Raw genomic sequence first — 17,084 nt, 5'->3', positions numbered from 1 at the left:
AATAGCGATGGCACTTTAGGGCGTTTTTGCCCGCATATGGGAGGCCTGGCATGACAGAGACGGCGAGCAGCTCGGCACGTGGTTCCCGCGCCAAGGGGACCAAGGCTGCCAAGGGCGGCCTGCGTATCGAGCGCATCCACACCACCCCGGGCGTACACCCGTACGACGAGGTGAGCTGGGAGCGCCGTGACGTCGTCATGACCAACTGGCGCGACGGCTCGGTCAACTTCGAGCAGCGTGGCGTCGAGTTCCCCGACTTCTGGTCGGTGAACGCGGTCAACATCGTCACCAGCAAGTACTTCCGCGGCGCGGTCGGCACCCCGCAGCGCGAGACCGGTCTGAAGCAGCTGATCGACCGGATCGTGAAGACGTACACGAAGGCCGGCGAGGACTTCGACTACTTCTCGTCGCCCGCCGACGTGGAGATCTTCGAGCACGAGCTGACCTACGCCCTCCTGCACCAGATCTTCAGCTTCAACTCCCCGGTGTGGTTCAACGTCGGCACGCCCCAGCCGCAGCAGGTCTCCGCCTGCTTCATCCTGGCCGTCGACGACTCCATGGAGTCGATCCTCGACTGGTACAAGGAAGAGGGCATGATCTTCAAGGGCGGCTCCGGCGCCGGCCTGAACCTCTCCCGCATCCGCTCCTCCAAGGAGCTCCTCTCCTCCGGCGGCAACGCCTCCGGCCCGGTCTCCTTCATGCGCGGCGCCGACGCGTCCGCAGGAACGATCAAGTCGGGCGGCGCCACCCGCCGCGCGGCCAAGATGGTCGTCCTGGACGTGGACCACCCGGACGTCGAGGCCTTCATCGAGACCAAGGTGAAGGAGGAGGAGAAGATCCGCGCCCTGCGCGACGCGGGCTTCGACATGGACCTGGGCGGCGACGACATCACGTCCGTCCAGTACCAGAACGCCAACAACTCCGTCCGTGTGAACGACGAGTTCATGACGGCCGTCGAGAACGGCACCGAGTTCGGCCTGCGTGCCCGCATGACCGGCGAGGTCATCGAGAAGGTCGACGCCAAGGCGCTCTTCCGCAAGCTCGCCGAGGCCGCGTGGGCCTGCGCCGACCCGGGCATCCAGTACGACGGTGTGATCAACAACTGGCACACCTGCCCCGAGTCCGGCCGCATCACCGCGTCCAACCCCTGCAGCGAGTACATGCACCTGGACAACACGTCCTGCAACCTCGCCTCGCTGAACCTGATGAAGTTCCTCAACGACGACGGCAAGGGCAACCAGTCCTTCGACGCCGAGCGCTTCGCCAAGGTCATCGAGCTTGTCATCACCGCGATGGACATCTCCATCTGCTTCGCGGACTTCCCGACGCAGAAGATCGGCGAGAACACCCGCGCCTTCCGCCAGCTGGGCATCGGCTACGCCAACCTCGGCGCCCTGCTGATGGCCACCGGCCACGCGTACGACTCGGACGGCGGCCGCACCCTCGCCGCGTCGATCACCTCGCTGATGACCGGTACCGCCTACAAGCGCTCCGCCGAGCTGGCCGCCATCGTCGGTCCGTACGACGGCTACGCCCGCAACGCCGAGTCGCACAAGCGCGTCATGAAGCAGCACTCCGACGCCAACGCCGTCGCGCCGCGCACCGAGGACCTGGACAACACGATCTGGGCCGCGGCGACCGAGGCCTGGCAGGACGTTCTGCGCCTCGGCGAGAAGAACGGCTTCCGCAACTCCCAGGCCTCCGTCCTGGCGCCGACCGGCACCATCGGTCTCGCGATGTCCTGCGACACCACCGGTGTCGAGCCGGACCTGGCCCTGGTCAAGTTCAAGAAGCTCGTCGGCGGCGGCTCGATGCAGATCGTCAACGGCACCGTCCCGCAGGCCCTGCGCCGCATGGGGTACCAGGAAGAGCAGATCGAGGCGATCGTCGCTCACATCGCCGAGCACGGCGTCGTCGTCGACGCGCCGGGCCTGAAGGCCGAGCACTACTCGGTGTTCGACTGCGCCATGGGCGAGCGTTCCATCTCCGCGATGGGCCACGTCCGCATGATGGCCGCGATCCAGCCCTGGATCTCCGGCGCGATCTCGAAGACGGTCAACATGCCGGAGACGGCGACCGTCGAGGAGATCGAGGAGATCTACTTCGAGGCCTGGAAGCTCGGCGTCAAGGCGCTCGCGATCTACCGCGACAACTGCAAGGTCGGCCAGCCCCTCTCCGCCAAGAAGAAGGAGGAGGAGAAGCAGGAGGTCACCGCCAAGACGGAGGAGACCATCCGCGCCGCCGTCGAGAAGGTCATCGAGTACCGTCCCGTCCGCAAGCGCCTCCCCAAGGGCCGCCCGGGGATCACCACCTCCTTCACGGTCGGTGGCGCCGAGGGCTACATGACCGCGAACTCCTACCCGGACGACGGTCTGGGCGAGGTCTTCCTGAAGATGTCCAAGCAGGGCTCGACCCTCGCGGGCATGATGGACGCCTTCTCGATCGCCGTCTCGGTCGGTCTGCAGTACGGCGTGCCGCTGGAGACCTACGTCTCGAAGTTCACGAACATGCGCTTCGAGCCGGCCGGCATGACGGACGACCCGGACGTGCGGATGGCGCAGTCGATCGTCGACTACATCTTCCGCCGCCTGGCGCTGGACTTCCTGCCCTTCGAGACCCGCTCGGCCCTCGGCATCCACACCGCCGAGGAGCGCCAGCGCCACCTGGAGACCGGCTCCTACGAGCCCCTCGAGGACGAGCTGGACACCGAGTCCCTGGCGCAGTCGGCCCCGCTGGCCGCGGTGCCGTCGGCCCCGAAGCCCCTCGCGCCCGCCGTGCCGGTCCCGGCTCCGAAGACGGCGCACAGCAACGCCGAACTGGTCGAGATGCAGCTCGGCGTCTCCGCCGACGCCCCGCTCTGCTTCTCCTGCGGTACGAAGATGCAGCGCGCCGGCTCCTGCTACATCTGCGAGGGCTGCGGCTCCACCAGCGGCTGCAGCTGAAACCGGGCGCAATCGCGCTGGACGCAGCATCCGGCGTAGCCCGCACAGATAGCTGACCAGCAGCTCACGAAGGGGACCGGCCCAAGGCCGGTCCCCTTCGTCGTGCCTGCGAGTACGACGAGATGCGGGTCCGGGAGAATTCCCGACGCGACGAGGACCGCGCCGACCGGCTGGCCGCTTGCTCGAGCCAGGACCAGGACCTGTCGGCGGGGTACGTCTCGGGAGCGCAGCTGTGTACGGCGCTGAACCGCCCGGATCCTCCGGCGCTCCTCGGAACACCGGAGGAACACGCGCTGGGCGCCGACGGCGGCGTGTCCTGGTTCAGCCCGGTCGGCGGCGCAGGCAAGATCGCCCCCCAGGCGAAGGTCCAGCTCCAGACCTATTCTGTGCAGCTCTCGGCGTCGTACGACCGTCTACCGGTCGCCGAGACGGCCGACTTGCTGGGCTTCACCGCGCAGAAGACAACGGTTCTGGGACGCCCGGCGGCATCGCCCGCAGCCTGGTGGTCGCGAAGGACGCGCAGGACGGCGGCGGTTCCTTCGAGGTCGTGATCTGGTGCCAGGACGGCCGACTGCCCGATGACACGGCCCTGTTCCGCACCGCCGAGCAGGTGCTTCCGACGATCCCGGGCTGGACCGCCGGCTGAACGCGGCCCGTTCGGGCCGGTCACCGTCAGTGGCGGAAGCGGCGGGCGGGCGAAGAGGGGGTTGGTGTGCCGGGCCGTCATGCCGATCATTGTGCGGGTGAGGACGGATCACGGGGAGACGGGGAACCATGTGGAGCGGTGACGAGCTGGACCTCGACGCGTATCTGGCGCGGATAGGAATCGGCAGGGAGGTCGGGACTGGGATCGGGAGGGAGAGAGCCGGGGAACTCCGGCCGGACCTCGAGACGTTGTACGCAGTGCACCGGGCCCACACCGGCGCCATCACCTTCGAGAGTCTGGATGTTCTGCTCGGCCGCCCCGTCGAGCTGGACGTCAAGGCGCTCGAGGACAAGCTCGTGCACGACCGCCGCGGCGGCTACTGCTACGAGCAGAACTCGCTGCTGGCCGCTGCCCTGGAGCGGATCGGCTTCGAGGTCTCGGGGCGAGGCGCCCGCAACCGCACCCGCGGCGACGCCCTGACCCCGGTGACGCATGCCGTCCTCGTTGTCACCGTCGAGGGACAACCGTGGCTGTGCGACGCCGGTTTCGGCTACCAGGGCCCCCGCGAGCCCGTCCCGCTGGGGAACCCCGGAGCCGAGGTGCGGCAGGGGGCCTGGACGTACCGCGTGCGGGAGGAGGCGGACGGCGTCCTCGTGCTGTGCTTCCAGCGCGGGGGAACCTGGCGCGATCTGTACACGTTCTCCCCTCAGCGGTACCACCCCGTCGACTACGTCCTGCTCAACCACTACAGCTCCACCCATCCCCGTTCCGCCTTCATCGGGCGGGTCATCGTCCAGCACCCGGGCGATGACGTCCGCCGGACGCTGGTCGGGCGGGAACTCATCCGGCTCCACCCCGACGGGCGGGAGGAGCGGCAAACCGTCGGTCCGGAGGCGCTGCTCGGCGTAATCGACCGGGAGTTCGGCCTTCGGCTGCCCGAGCGGGATGCGGCGGAACTGGTACGGATCCACCGCGCCGGGGACTGACCCGGGCCGCGCCGGGACCGTACGATGGCGCCGTGCTGGTCAAGTGGATTCGCTGCACGGTGACGGACCGACGCGGGTTCGAGCGGGGGCAGCGTAAATGGGCGGGGCTGCCGGGCGAGCCGGGATTCCGGGGACAGGGCGGCGGTTGGAGCCGAGGCCGGCAGGGGGTCGCGCATGTCTTCGCGTTCTGGGAGAGCCGCTCTTTCTACGATTCCTTCATGGCCCGCAGTCACGACCGGCTGGCCGCCGCGCAGAACGGCACCTACACCGATTCGCGGGTCACGCTCTTCGATCACCGCTTCGACGTGAAGACCGGCTTCGAGCCGCGCTTCACCGACGCCGACGTGGTCCGGGTCGCGCACACCCGGGTCCGGGAGGGCCGGGTCGACCACTTCGCCCTCATGCAGGAGAAGGTGTGGAATCCGGCGATGGCGGGCTCGCCCGGCATGATCCGCGGCCTCTTCGGCGAGGCCCCGGGCCGGGAGTTCCTGGTGCTGTCGATGTGGCACGCGGCAGCCGAGCACGGCAAGTACCGGCAGGAGCGGGTCGAGCGGCTCTCCCTGCGCGCCCAGATCCAGGCCGATGTCGAGGCCCTCACCGGTGACGTCGTCGACCTCGAACCCTCCTGGACGGTCTGAGGCGGTATGACCGTACGACGACCCGGCGGGCCGACCGGCGTGCCCGGTCGGTCGGCCCGCCGATGGCCGAATAGGGTCGTGGAATGGTTCGACCACGGCGCATCGTCCTCGTCCGGCACGGGGAATCCGAGGGGAATGCCGACGACTCGGTGTATGAACGGGAGCCCGACCACGCCCTGCGGCTGACCTCGAGCGGGCGGGAGCAGGCCGCGGCGGTCGGCGTACGGCTGCGCGAGCTCTTCGGCGAAGAGACGATCAGCGCGTACGTCTCCCCGTACCGCCGGACCCTGCAGACCTTCCGGGAGCTGCGGCTGGACCCGACCCGGGTCCGGATGCGCGAGGAGCCGAGACTGCGCGAGCAGGACTGGGGAAACTGGCAGGACCGGGACGACGTACGGCTCCAGAAGGCGTACCGGGACGCGTACGGGCACTTCTTCTACCGCTTCGCGCAGGGCGAGTCGGGAGCCGACGTGTACGACCGGGTCGGGTCCTTCCTGGAGAGCCTCTACCGCAGCTTCGAAGCCGAGGACCATCCGCAGAACGTGCTGCTCGTGACGCACGGGCTGACCATGCGGCTGTTCTGCATGCGGTGGTTCCACTGGTCGGTGTCCGAATTCGAGGCCCTGTCCAATCCGGGGAACGGCGAATTCCGGACGCTCGTGCTGGGCCCGGACGGCCGGTATCGGATGGACCGCCCGTTTGAGCGGTGGACCACACCCGAGCCCTACGACCTGGACGGCTAGAGTGACCCGCGATGACCCCTCATTCCACTCCCGAACGGCGCTACGCACGCGCCCTGTCCAGCCTCCGCGGGCTGGCCCTGGGGGACGCCCTGGGCTCCCAGTACTTCGTCCCCGTGAACTACCCGCTGCTCAAGCGGCGTGAACTGCCCGTCGGCACCGAGACGTGGCAGTGGACCGACGACACCGAGATGGCCTGCTCGGTCGTGGCCGTGCTCGCCGAGCACGGACGCATCGACCAGGACGCGCTGGCGAGCTCCTTCGCCCACCACCACGACTTCGACCGGGGCTACGGGCCCGCCGTGAACCGGATGCTGCGCCTGGTCCGGGAGGGCCAGGACTGGCGCACGCTGGCCGCCGAACTGTTCAACGGCCAGGGCTCTTGGGGCAACGGCGCCGCCATGCGGATCGCGCCGCTGGGCGCCTGGTACGCCGACGACCCCGAGCAGGCCACACACCAGGCGGAGATCTCCGCCTACACCACCCACCAGCACCGCGAGGCCGTCTGCGGGGCCATGGCCGTCGCCGCGGCGGCCGCGCTCGCGGCGGACCCGGCCGGCCCGCCGAAGGCCGCAGACCTGCTGGACGGAGTGATCGCGCTGGTGCCGCGCAGCGCGGTGGGCGCCGGGATCCGGCGGGCGCGGGACATGCTGGACTACGGCGACGCGACCACGGTCGCGGCGGTACTGGGCTGCGGGCGGCGCACGAGCGCCCATGACACCGTGCCCTTCGCCCTGTGGTCGGCGGCGCGGTCGCTGGACGACTACGAGCGGGCGTTCTGGACCACCGCGCAGGTGGGCGGCGACGTCGACACGACCTGCGCGATCGTCGGCGGGGTGCTGGGCGCGCGCGGCGACGAGGTGCTGCCGGCCGCGTGGCTGGCGCGCACCGAGGCCCTGCCGGCCTGGCTGCCGGAGGCCACGGAGCGTGAGCGGTAAGCCGGCCACGGCGTCCCGGGCAGGACGAAACCTCCCCTTCCGATTGTCACGGTCCTGCCACAGGCCTCTTTTGAGCCTGTTCAAAACCACCTGACACCGGCCTACGCTGTCCGCTTCGCCGCCCCACCTGAAAGCCGGGGCGGCCGACAGGGGAGGGGAACCCGATGTCAGAGAACACCGACGGGGTGGACGAGGCCGCGGACCGGACCGAGGGCGGACCGGCCGGAAGACCGGCACAAAAACCGGCCGAACCGGCTGCGGAACAGATACCGCCAGCCGCAGCCGCACCACCGACGGGCACCGGAACCCCGGCCGACGCCGCCGCCTGGCAGGCATGGCAACAGCAGCAGGCGTGGCAACGGGCCGCAGCGGCCCGGGCCGCGGCCTCCGGGCCCCCGGAGTGGGTGGTGTCGCTGCGGCCCGCCGAAGCCGCCCCGATCGGGGCCGTGACCCTCGTCGCGACCCTGATCGCCGGCCTCTCCGCCGCCCTGCTCCTCGGCGACGGCATGGGGCCCGGCCTGCTGCTCGCCGTCGTGCCCGCCGTGGTCGCCGCGTACGCCGCCGCCCGCGCGGCCCGTCGTACCGCCCGCCCCTGGACCCTGGTCTGGGCGATCGGCTGCCTCGCCCTCCTCGCCGTACCCGCCCTGCGCGACTCGGCGTGGCCGTCCACCCTCGCGATCCTCTCCGCCATCCTGCTCGGTGCGCTGGCCCTGCACGGCAGCCGCACCTGGCCCGGCGTCCTGCTCAGCCCGATCGGCTTCTTCGAGGCGGCCGTGTCCGGGCTCGGCTGGGCCTGGGCGGGCCTGCGCTCGCGCGGCGGCGTCAGCAAGGACCGCTGGCTGCCCGTCGCCAAGGCCGTTGCCGTGGCCGTGGTCCTCCTGCTGGTCTTCGGCACGCTGTTCGCCTCCGCCGACGCGGCCTTCGCCGACCTGCTGAGCGGGCTGACGCCCGACATCTCCATCGAGGACGGACCCATCCGGATCGTTCTCTTCCTCTTCGGCGCCTTCCTCGCGCTGGCCGCTGCCCGCGCCGCCGCCGCCCCGCTGCGCTGGGACCGGATCAAGGTGGCTCCCGGCAAGCCGCGGTCCCGCGTCGAATGGGCCCTGCCGCTCGTCGTGCTCAACCTGCTCTTCGCCGGCTTCAACGCCGTGCAGCTGGCCGTCCTGTTCGGCGGCTACGACAAGGTCCTCAAGAGCACCGGCCTCACCTACGCCGAGTACGCCCGGCAGGGCTTCTGGCAGCTGCTCTGGGCCACGCTGTTCACCCTCGCGGTGATAGCCCTGGCCCTGCGCTGGGCCCCGCGCTCCGGCGCCGCCGACCGCCGCTTCGTGCGCACCGTCCTCGGGGTGCTGTGCGCGCTGACGCTGGTCGTCGTCGCCTCCGCGCTGCGCCGCATGGACCTGTACGTGGACGCGTACGGGCTGACCATCCTGCGCGTGTCGGTGGCCGCGATGGAGCTGTGGCTCGGCCTGGTCCTCGTACTGATCATGGCGGCCGGGGTGTTCGGGGCCCGCTGGCTGCCGCGCGCGGTCGCGGGGAGTGCGGCGGCCGCCGTTCTGGCCTTCGGCCTGCTGTCCCCGGACGGGATGGTCGCCGAGCGCAACGTGGCCCGTTTCGAGGCGGACGGCAAGATCGACCTGGCCTACTTCCAGAGCCTGTCGGCGGACGCCGTGCCGGCGCTGGACCGGCTGCCCGAGCCCCAGCGGTCCTGTGCCCTGCGCGGGATCGACGAGGAGATCTCCAGGGCCGGGGACGTCCCCTGGTACGCCATGAGCCTGGGTGAGCACCGGGCCCGGCAGATCCTGCACGAGCGACCGGTGACGGCCGCGTACGAGGTCTGCTCGCGCCTCGGCAGCTTCGGCAGCCGCACCGAGTACTAGGCGTACGGGGGCCGGCTGCCCCGGACGTACGAGGGCCCGGGCGCGGGATCGTCCCCCGCACCCGGGCCCTCGTACCTCCGGCCCCGATCAGGCCGGCGGTCCGCCCTTCGCGGCGGTTCCGTTGAGGGCATCAAGGTCGCTCTTGCGTACCCGGATCACCAGCAGCGCGGTGGCCAGGGCCACTCCGGCCATCGCCACGGCGGCGCCGAACGCGGTGGAGATGCCCTGGGTGAGCACGAGGTCGCCCCAGGGGTCGGGCAGCTGCCCGGTCTCCTGGAAGGCGGCCAGCTGGCCCGGCTCCGCCTGCGCCGCGAAGGCAGGGAACTGCTGCCCGGCCTCGGTGCGGGCGGCCGTGCCGAAGACGGTGACCAGGATGGACAGGCCCAGGGAACCGCCCACCTGCTGGCTGGCGTTGAGCAGTCCGGAGGCCGCGCCCGCTTCCTTGGACGACACTCCCGAGACGGCGGTCAGGGTGAGGGTCACGAAGTTGAGGCCCATGCCGAAGCCGAACAGCAGCATCGGCCCGAGCACCCCGGCCACGTACGAGGAGTCGGTGCGGATCAGGGTGAGCCAGCCGAGCCCCACGCCGACGAGGGCGGATCCCGACACCATGAACGGCTTGGGGCCGAAGCGCGGCAGGAAGCGCTGCGAGAGGCCCGCGGCCGTGACGATGGCGACGGTCACGGGCAGGAAGCCGAGTCCGGATTCGATCGGGGTGAAGCCCAGTACGTTCTGCACGAACTGGACGATGAAGAAGAACATGCCGAACATCGCGGCGGCGAGGCTGAGCATGATCAGGTAGGTGCCGGCGCGGTTGCGGTCGGCGAACATCCGCAGCGGGATGATCGGTTCACGGGCCCGCGACTCGACGGCGACGAACAGCGCGAGCAGGATGACGGCCGCCGCGAACGAGCCGAGCGTGAGGGAGTCGCGCCAGCCGTCCTCCGAGGCGCGGATGAACCCGTAGACCAGCGAGGCCATGCCACCGGTGGAGGTCAGGGCGCCGGCGATGTCGAAACGGCCCGGGTGGCGTTCGGACTCGCTGATGTAGAGCGGGGCGAGGACCGCGATCAGCACGCCGATCGGCACGTTGACGAAGAGGACCCAGCGCCAGTCGAGCCACTCGGTGAGCATGCCGCCGGCCAGCAGACCGATGGCGCCGCCACCCGCGGAGACGGCGGCGAACACCCCGAAGGCCCGGTTCCGTTCGGGACCTTCGGCGAAGGTGGTGGTGATCAGGGCGAGCGAGGTCGGGGAGGCGATGGCGCCGCCGACCCCCTGGAGGGCGCGGGCGGCGAGCAGCTGCCAGGGTTCCTGGGCGAAGCCGCCGAGGAGGGAGGCCAGGGTGAAGAGCAGGATTCCGGCCATGAACACGCGGCGCCGGCCCAGGATGTCGCCGGCCCGGCCGCCGAGCAGGAGCAGGCCGCCGAAGGTGAGCGTGTAGGCGCTCAGCACCCAGGAGAGATCGGTGGTGCTGAAGTCGAGGGCGGTCTGGATGTGCGGAAGGGCGATGTTCACGATCGTCGCGTCGAGGACGACCATGAGCTGGCAGGCGGCGATGACGGTGAGCGCGATTCCGGGGCGCCCCTCCCGGTGGGCCGCGCCCGGTATTCGGGGTGTGGCGAGTTGAGAGCGTGTCACTGAGGATCCCCCAAAGTGAAACAGTGGACGCAATCGTTCACTTGCGGACCACGGTACGAGCCAGAAGGCGGCGGACGCGAGCGTTCACCGGGGTGGAAATGGGCGTACCCGGTACGAGCGGGCGGAGTCCCGAACTCGAACGGGCGATTCTCGACGCGGCGTTGGGGAGTCCGGGTACGGCCGTGCCGGGCAGGCTCGCGGTCTCTCCTTCACGACTGCGACCAGACCTGCGGCGTCAGGTTGGTGGAGACATCGGGTCCGGAATGTGCGCGTCGGCTTTGTGTCTGATCAGGGAGCTTGTGCGGCAGGGGATCGATCGGGGTGGCGCAGGGGTGTCGTGGATGTCGTTCTGGTGATGCAGGCGCACCGCGTGATGGTGTGCGGGAGCGAAGGTGGGATGCGGACATCAGGCAGGTGATCGACCGGGTGGTGGTGCCGTCGCTCGGCGGGAGAGCCGCGAGGAGGGGCCGTAGAGGGACCGAAGAGGGACCGACGCGAGACCTGTGTGGGACCGGCGGGGGGACCGGACTCAAGGGCTGATGCCGGACCGGCGGGGCGGCCCGGGCAAGGCCCGACCCGGGGCGGGGTGTGCAGGCGGCGCCGGGCGGCGTAACCTTGCTGGCGCCATGCCGTACGAAGCACCCACCCACACCGTCGAACGCTCCCTCCGTGCAACCACCGGCGCCAAGGTCATCGCCGGGGTCGACGAAGTCGGACGAGGGGCCTGGGCCGGTCCCGTCACCGTGTGCGCGGCGATCACCGGTCTGCGCCGGCCGCCCGCCGGGCTCACCGACTCCAAATTGCTCACCCCCAAGCGACGTGACGCCCTCGTCGACGTCCTGGAGGCCTGGGTCACGTCTTATGCCCTCGGGCACGCCTCCCCGGAGGAGATCGACGAGCTGGGGATGACGGCCGCCCTGCGGCTCGCGGCGGAGCGGGCCCTTCAGGCCCTGCCGGTGCGGCCCGACGCGGTCATCCTCGACGGCAAGCACGACTACCTCGGCTCGCCCTGGCAGGTCCGTACGGTGATCAAGGGTGACCAGTCGTGCGTCGCCGTCGCGGCGGCCTCGGTCATCGCGAAGGTCCGTCGGGACCGCATGATGGCCGAAATAGGCGGTCAGGGCGGTGGCTTCGAGGACTTCGCCTTCGCCGCCAACGCCGGATATCCCTCGCCCGTGCACCGTGCGGCGCTGGAGGAGCTGGGGCCCACCCCCTACCACCGGCTCTCGTGGTCGTACCTCGACGCGCTTCCCCGGTGGCGCCACCTCAAGAAGGTGCGCCGCAGCGAGGAGTCGATGGAGCTGGAAAACGGAGGCCAACTCGGCTTCGATTTCTGATCGCACCCATGTGCCACCGGCCGGTACGTTTCGTACCGGTGTTTGATAGACATCACGCCAAGCCTCTCACCACGCCTTCGAGGAGCCTCAGATTCACGAGAGTGCCCAGGGTCCCCGCGTCACGCCGGCCGCGAGCCGCACCGCGCAGACCCCCCGCCCCGTACCTGGTCCGCGTCCCGCAGCAGTACCCCGGCCCGGACGCCCCGGTCCCTCCCCCGCAGCGGCAAGCCGCGCGGGTGGTGCCCCCAGGCCCGCTCCGCCCGCGCAGCGTGCGCCGCAGGCCACCCCCGGACCCGTTCCCGCAGCCCCCGTCCCGACCGCCTCCGCAGCGCCGTCCGTCTCGGCGGCGGTGCCGCAGATCCAGCTGATCCCGGCCTCCGTCGAGGGTGCGCTCGACGCGGCCGAAGAAGCCGTGGACCTGCTGCTCGACACCGGGCGCGCGCCCGGTGACATCCTGGTGCTCACCACCGGCGACCCGCACCCGTGGGCCGCGCACGAGCTGTCCTTCGGCGAGGCCGCCTACTGGGCCCTGCACGACGCCGGGGACGACGTCTTCTACGCGGACGCCGCTCAGGTCCAGCGCGCCACCGGCCGTCCCGTCGTCGTCTTCGCCGCCAACGGCGGAGCGGTCGACACGGTCGAGGGCCACCTGCCGGTCGCGCTCACGCGGGCCGGTGCGCTGCTGATCGTGTGCGGTGACCCGCAGCAGATCAACTCCGTGCTGGGTGCGGGCGTCTGACGCCCCGTATCCCGGCACGGGCGAGGGGCGGGGCGGGCCGTGGGCCGGCCCCGCTGAAGCCCGAGGGCCGATTCGCCGTGCGCACCCCTTCGGCCGGGCGGCCGTACGAGGGTCAGCGCGCGGCGGTCCGGCGCAGTGCCTCGGCCGCGCCGCCACCGGTGTGCAGGGCGAGCGGGGCGAACTCGGCCACTGTGTCGCCGAGCCGCTGAGGCCGTGAGTCCGAGCTGGGCTGCCGGCCGCCCCGGCCTTCGCCCAGAACCTGCCAGCCCCCGCGGGTCAGCGTGATGTACGCGCCGCAGCGCAGCCCGTGCAGGGTGCAGGCGTCCCGCAGCCCCCACATCCAGGCTCCGTCCTCCTCGGTCCACCGCTCGTCGCCCTCGCGGCAGTAGAGCAGCACCGCCGTGCGCACCGGGGTCCGGCGCCGCAGATCGTGCGGGATGACCCGGCGCAGCCGGGACAGCAGGGCGTTGCGGTATTCCCAGCCGTCGGCCGAGGTCGACCGCTGTACGAACGAAGCGCTCGCCACGAGCTGCTCCTCCGGGCCGAGGACGGCGATGACCGCCGTCGACGGCACGGGGCTGTGCCGGGAGTGCAGCCCGCTGACGACCTCGCGGGGGTTGCGGAGCAGGGGAATGCCTGCCGACGTCCATTCGGCGGGTTCCAGCAGCCGGCCGTGCCGGCTGGCGCCGCCGGTGGCCGTTGTCAGGGACGTGGTCGAGGGCGGGGCGAATCCGAAGGTCACGGTCCTCCCTTCGGGTACACGCCCGCGGACGGGCACGGCTGGAGTGTGGGCGCGCCGCAGCACGGCCCAGGAGGGTGCCGGGGAACCGGGCGGGAGCACCCCAATTCTCGCGTGGCCCGCGAGCATGCGGCAACGAGCAATTGGCGCCGCCGACCGGAATTCGCCGGTATGCCGCTCATATCCTTGCCCCGCCACGCCGAAGATGACGCATTCGGCTACGGCTGAAGCGCAAGCACCAGCGGAAACACCCCCTTCGCGCCAGCCCGCCGGAGAAGCCGGGCGGCCACGGCGAGGGTCCATCCGCTCTCCGCGCGGTCGTCCACGAGGAGTACCGGTCCCGCTGCCTCGGCCAGTGTCGCCGCCAGAGCCGGGGGCACGGTCAAGGCCTGGTGGAGCCCCCGTACCCGCTGGGCGCTGTTGGAGGAGGGCAGGCCGTACTCCGGGACCTGGTCCGTGTACCCGATCGTCCCGAGCAGAGGCAGCCGCCCGACCTCCGCGATGCGCGCGGCCAGCGAACCGACCAGCTGGGGGCGGCTCCGTGAGGGCAGCGCGACCACGCCCACCGGCCTCGCCGGTGCGTCCGGGGCACCCGAGGCCCAGCCGCCCGGGCCGCGGGCCCAGTCGGCGAGGACGGCCACCACGGCCTGGGCTACATCGTCCGGAATCGGCTGGTCGGGACTCTGCTGGGCGAGCATCGGGCGCAGCCGGTTGCCCCAGCCGATGTCGGACAGCCGGCCCAGCGCCCGCCCGGTGGCGGCTTGCTCCCCGGCCGGGATGCGGCCCTTGAGGTCGACGCCGACTGCCGCGAGCCCGGTCGGCCACATCTTGCGCGGCTCCAGCTCCACGCCCGGGCGGCCGAGTTCACCGCGGGCGGTGTCCAGCGCGGCGGTGGACACGTCCGCCGTGAACCGGGCCCCGGCGCAGTTGTCGCAGCGGCCGCAGGGGGCGGCCTGCTCGTCGTCGAGCTGGCGGCGCAGGAACTCCATCCGGCACTCGGTGGCCGCCGCGTAGTCGCGCATGGCCTGCTGTTCCGCGGCCCGCTGGCGGGCCACCCACGCGTAGCGCTCGGCGTCGTAAGCCCACGGCTCCCCGGTCGAGGTCCAGCCGCCCTTGACCCGGTGCACGGCGCCGTCCACGTCCAGGACCTTGAGCATCGTCTCCAGCCGGGTGCGGCGCAGGTCGACCAGCGGCTCCAGCGCGGGCAGCGACAGCGGCCGCCCCGCCTGGGCGAGTACGTCCAGCGTCCGGCGCACCTGCTCCTCGGGCGGGAAGGCCACCGAGGCGAAGTACTGCCAGATCGCCTCGTCCTCCCGGCCGGGCAGGAGCAGGACCTCCGCGTGCTCCACGCCGCGGCCGGCGCGGCCGACCTGCTGGTAGTAGGCGATGGGGGAGGAGGGGGAGCCCAGGTGCACGACGAAACCGAGGTCGGGCTTGTCGAAGCCCATGCCCAGGGCGGAGGTGGCCACCAGCGCCTTGACCCGGTTGGCCTGGAGGTCGTCCTCGGCCTGCTGCCGGTCGGCGTTCTCCGTCTTGCCGGTGTACGAGGAGACCGTGTGCCCGCGGTGGCGCAGGTACGCGGTGACCTCCTCGGCCGCCGCGACCGTCAGCGTGTAGATGATCCCGGAGCCGGGCAGGTCGCCGAGGTGGTCGGCGAGCCAGGCCAGCCGGTGCGCCGCGTCGGGCAGCGTCAGCACGGCCAGGCTCAGGCTCTCGCGGTCCAGCGGTCCGCGCAGCACCAGCGCGTCCGTGCCGGCGCCGGTACCGAGCTGTTCGGCGACGTCGGCGGTCACGCGGGCGTTGGCCGTGGCGGTCGTGGCCAGCACCGGGACGCCCGGCGGGAGATCGGCCAGCATGGTGCGCAGCCGGCGGTAGTCCGGCCGGAAGTCGTGTCCCCAGTCGGAGATGCAGTGGGCCTCGTCCACGACGAGGAGGCCTGTGGCGGCGGAGAGCTTGGGGAGGACCTGGTCGCGGAAGTCGGGGTTGTTGAGCCGCTCCGGGCTCACCAGCAGAACGTCCACCTCGCCCGCCGCGACCTCGGCCTGGATCCCCTCCCACTCCTCGGGGTTTGCGGAGTTGATGGTGCGGGCGCGGATTCCGGCGCGGGCGGCGGCCTCGACCTGATTGCGCATCAGCGCGAGGAGCGGGGAGACGATCACGGTGGGTCCGGCGCCGCTCGCCCGCAGCAGCGAGGTGGCGACGAAGTACACAGCGGACTTGCCCCAGCCCGTGCGCTGCACGACCAGCGCCCGGCGCTTGTGCGCGACGAGCGCCTCGATCGCCCGCCACTGGTCCTCGCGCAGCCGAGCCGTGCCCGTGGGGTCGCCCACGAGACGGGCTAGTACGGAGTCGGCCGAGGACCTCAGGTCTGCGTTCATGCCCCCATGCAACCCGATGCCTCTGACATCGCGCCAATGCCGCTCTGAGCCTGTGGATGTTGAAGTTTGAATTGGTTATCCACAGGGCTTTCGCGATCGGATCTTGCGCGGGACCTTCGGGGCATGACGAACAACCACGAATCACGCACCCCGTCCGACCGGCCGTCCACCAGCACGGCAGGATCCACCACCGATCCCCGGATCACCCTGCGCAGCCCGGCCGAGCTGGCCGACGCGCTGCCCTACATGCTCGGCTTCCACCCCACCGACTCCCTCGTCATGGTCGCCGTGCACGGCGAGGGAGGCCGCTTCGGCGGCCGGCTCCGCGTCGGCATCCCGGCCACCCCCGCGGAATGGGAGGACACCGCGCGGCAGGTCGCCGACTGCCTGATCCGCGGCAGCGAGCGGCGCGAGGGCAAGCCCGACGGCATCGTCGTCTTCCTCTGCCAGGAGCCGCTCGGCGGGGAGAGCGGCCAGCGGGTGATGACCCGGCTGCGGCCCCTCGCCCAGCGCATCAGGCTGGCCTGCGGCGCGCTCGACGTGCCCGTGCTGGAGGCCCTGTGCCTCTCCGCGGGCCGCTTCTGGTCCTACGTGTGTCCCGACGAGCGCTGCTGCCCGGCCGAGGGCAGTCGGCTGGCGGCGGTCGGCACCTCGGTGATGGCCGCCGCGGCCACCTTCGCCGGCCTCCAGGTCCGGGGTTCCCTCAAGGAGATCGAGGGCAGGCTGGCGCCGCTGGGCGGCGCCGTGGCCGCGGAGATGGAAGGCGCCCTGGACCGGGCGGCTGCCGCCCTCGTACCGAAGATCCTCGACGGGGCCACCCGTGAGGAGGTCGGTGCCGAGACCCTCGAGCTGGCCCGGTCGCTGATGCGGCGGATGGCCCTTGCCCCACCCGTCGAGGGAGCCCAGGCCGATGACCGGGACGACGCGCTGCTCGGCCACGACGAGGCGGCCGCGCTGATCCTCGGCCTCCAGGACCGTGAGATCCGGGACATCGCCGCCGAGTGGATGGAGGACGAGGAGGCGGGCCCCGCCCTGCGGCTGTGGCGGGCCCTCGCCCGGCGCTGCGTCGGCGCGTACGGGGAGCACGCGGCGGCTCCGCTCACCCTCGCGGGCTGGGTCTCCTGGTCCACCGGGGACGAGCCGACCGCCCGGATCGCCCTGGGCCTGGCCTTGCGGGCGGATTCCGACTACCGCTTCGCCCAGCTGCTCCACCACGCCTGCAACGAGGGCATCGACCCCGAGGGACTGCGGGAGTGTCTGCGGGAGGAGCGGCGGAGCCGCGAGCCCCGGCGGGGGCGCCGTCCGGCGGGCTCGCGTCCCCCGGGCCGCCGCGGCAAGCCAGCTCCGAGCCGCGAGCCCCGCCGCACCGCGGGGAGCGGGCAGTGAGCCCGCGCCCGCTCCGGCGCGGCACCGTGGTGCGGCGGATCCGGAGCTGCCTGGACGCCGTTGTACGGCGGCGGCCCCGCCCCGGCTGCGCGCA

13 protein-coding genes are annotated in these 17,084 nt (G+C 71.8%); 10 read left to right on the top strand and 3 right to left on the bottom strand.

Going from position 1 to position 17,084, the window contains the following annotated elements:
* Positions 1 to 50: 50 nt before the first annotated feature.
* From JIW86_RS12850 to JIW86_RS12820, 7 genes are all read left to right on the top strand, one after another.
* On the top strand, positions 51 to 2,942 hold the full coding sequence (locus JIW86_RS12850; protein ID WP_257553880.1) for a vitamin B12-dependent ribonucleotide reductase: 2,892 nt from the start codon (positions 51 to 53) through the stop codon (positions 2,940 to 2,942).
* A gap of 122 nt (positions 2,943 to 3,064) precedes the next feature.
* On the top strand, positions 3,065 to 3,493 hold the full coding sequence (locus tag JIW86_RS12845) for a DUF6215 domain-containing protein (protein ID WP_257553879.1): 429 nt from the start codon (positions 3,065 to 3,067) through the stop codon (positions 3,491 to 3,493).
* A 223-nt stretch (positions 3,494 to 3,716) separates the two neighbouring features.
* Positions 3,717 to 4,574, top strand: a complete 858-nt coding sequence (locus JIW86_RS12840; protein ID WP_257553878.1) for an arylamine N-acetyltransferase family protein — start codon at positions 3,717 to 3,719, stop codon at positions 4,572 to 4,574.
* 32 nt (positions 4,575 to 4,606) lie between these two features.
* On the top strand, positions 4,607 to 5,212 hold the full coding sequence (locus JIW86_RS12835; RefSeq protein WP_257553877.1) for a YdbC family protein: 606 nt from the start codon (positions 4,607 to 4,609) through the stop codon (positions 5,210 to 5,212).
* Between the two features lie 83 nt (positions 5,213 to 5,295).
* Entirely contained in the window at positions 5,296 to 5,955 is a 660-nt protein-coding gene (locus JIW86_RS12830; RefSeq protein WP_215144513.1) for a histidine phosphatase family protein, read from the top strand.
* A gap of 11 nt (positions 5,956 to 5,966) precedes the next feature.
* Entirely contained in the window at positions 5,967 to 6,890 is a 924-nt protein-coding gene (locus tag JIW86_RS12825) for an ADP-ribosylglycohydrolase family protein (protein ID WP_257553876.1), read from the top strand.
* Positions 6,891 to 7,054: 164 nt separating this feature from the next.
* A complete protein-coding gene (locus JIW86_RS12820) occupies positions 7,055 to 8,770 on the top strand; it encodes a DUF4173 domain-containing protein (RefSeq protein WP_257553875.1) in 1,716 nt (571 codons plus the stop codon).
* An 87-nt stretch (positions 8,771 to 8,857) separates the two neighbouring features.
* On the opposite strand, the gene JIW86_RS12815 is transcribed toward JIW86_RS12820, so the two are convergent.
* On the bottom strand, positions 8,858 to 10,411 hold the full coding sequence (locus tag JIW86_RS12815) for an MFS transporter (protein WP_257553874.1): 1,554 nt from the start codon (positions 10,409 to 10,411) through the stop codon (positions 8,858 to 8,860).
* Between the two features lie 626 nt (positions 10,412 to 11,037).
* On the opposite strand from JIW86_RS12815, the gene JIW86_RS12810 reads away from it, so the two are divergent.
* The gene (locus JIW86_RS12810; protein WP_257553873.1) at positions 11,038 to 11,748 is read left to right on the top strand and encodes a ribonuclease HII; all 711 of its coding nucleotides are present in this window, start codon (positions 11,038 to 11,040) and stop codon (positions 11,746 to 11,748) included.
* Between the two features lie 91 nt (positions 11,749 to 11,839).
* Positions 11,840 to 12,487 (top strand): hypothetical protein, encoded by a 648-nt coding sequence (locus JIW86_RS12805; protein WP_257559301.1) that lies wholly within the window; start codon positions 11,840 to 11,842, stop codon positions 12,485 to 12,487.
* A gap of 112 nt (positions 12,488 to 12,599) precedes the next feature.
* Here the strand turns inward: JIW86_RS12805 and JIW86_RS12800 are convergent, their stop codons facing one another.
* Together JIW86_RS12800 and JIW86_RS12795 are read right to left on the bottom strand one after the other, a co-directional pair.
* A complete protein-coding gene (locus tag JIW86_RS12800; protein ID WP_257553872.1) occupies positions 12,600 to 13,229 on the bottom strand; it encodes a hypothetical protein in 630 nt (209 codons plus the stop codon).
* Between the two features lie 215 nt (positions 13,230 to 13,444).
* A complete protein-coding gene (locus tag JIW86_RS12795) occupies positions 13,445 to 15,604 on the bottom strand; it encodes a RecQ family ATP-dependent DNA helicase (RefSeq protein ID WP_257553871.1) in 2,160 nt (719 codons plus the stop codon).
* Between the two features lie 123 nt (positions 15,605 to 15,727).
* Here JIW86_RS12795 and JIW86_RS12790 point away from each other — a divergent pair, with 123 nt between their 5' ends.
* Positions 15,728 to 16,990, top strand: coding sequence for a DUF4192 domain-containing protein (locus tag JIW86_RS12790; protein ID WP_257553870.1), 1,263 nt, complete (start codon positions 15,728 to 15,730; stop codon positions 16,988 to 16,990).
* Positions 16,991 to 17,084: the final 94 nt, after the last annotated feature.

Source organism: Streptomyces sp. NBC_00162 (genome assembly GCF_024611995.1).
Taxonomy (GTDB): Bacteria; Actinomycetota; Actinomycetes; order Streptomycetales; family Streptomycetaceae; genus Streptomyces.
Note: the sequence above shows the minus strand (reverse complement) of the source record. Positions and strands in the feature narration are given on the sequence as shown.

Bases quoted from the DNA above. Each gene is read 5' to 3' on its own strand.
- JIW86_RS12850 (WP_257553880.1), top strand. From the start codon at position 51: ATGACAGAGACGGCGAGCAGCTCGGCACGTGGTTCCCGCGCCAAGGGG.
- JIW86_RS12845 (WP_257553879.1), top strand. From the start codon at position 3,065: ATGCGGGTCCGGGAGAATTCCCGACGCGACGAGGACCGCGCCGACCGG.
- JIW86_RS12840 (WP_257553878.1), top strand. From the start codon at position 3,717: ATGTGGAGCGGTGACGAGCTGGACCTCGACGCGTATCTGGCGCGGATA.
- JIW86_RS12830 (WP_215144513.1), top strand. From the start codon at position 5,296: ATGGTTCGACCACGGCGCATCGTCCTCGTCCGGCACGGGGAATCCGAG.
- JIW86_RS12825 (WP_257553876.1), top strand. From the start codon at position 5,967: ATGACCCCTCATTCCACTCCCGAACGGCGCTACGCACGCGCCCTGTCC.
- JIW86_RS12820 (WP_257553875.1), top strand. From the start codon at position 7,055: ATGTCAGAGAACACCGACGGGGTGGACGAGGCCGCGGACCGGACCGAG.
- JIW86_RS12810 (WP_257553873.1), top strand. From the start codon at position 11,038: ATGCCGTACGAAGCACCCACCCACACCGTCGAACGCTCCCTCCGTGCA.
- JIW86_RS12795 (WP_257553871.1), bottom strand. From the start codon at position 15,604: ATGAACGCAGACCTGAGGTCCTCGGCCGACTCCGTACTAGCCCGTCTC.
- JIW86_RS12790 (WP_257553870.1), top strand. From the start codon at position 15,728: ATGACGAACAACCACGAATCACGCACCCCGTCCGACCGGCCGTCCACC.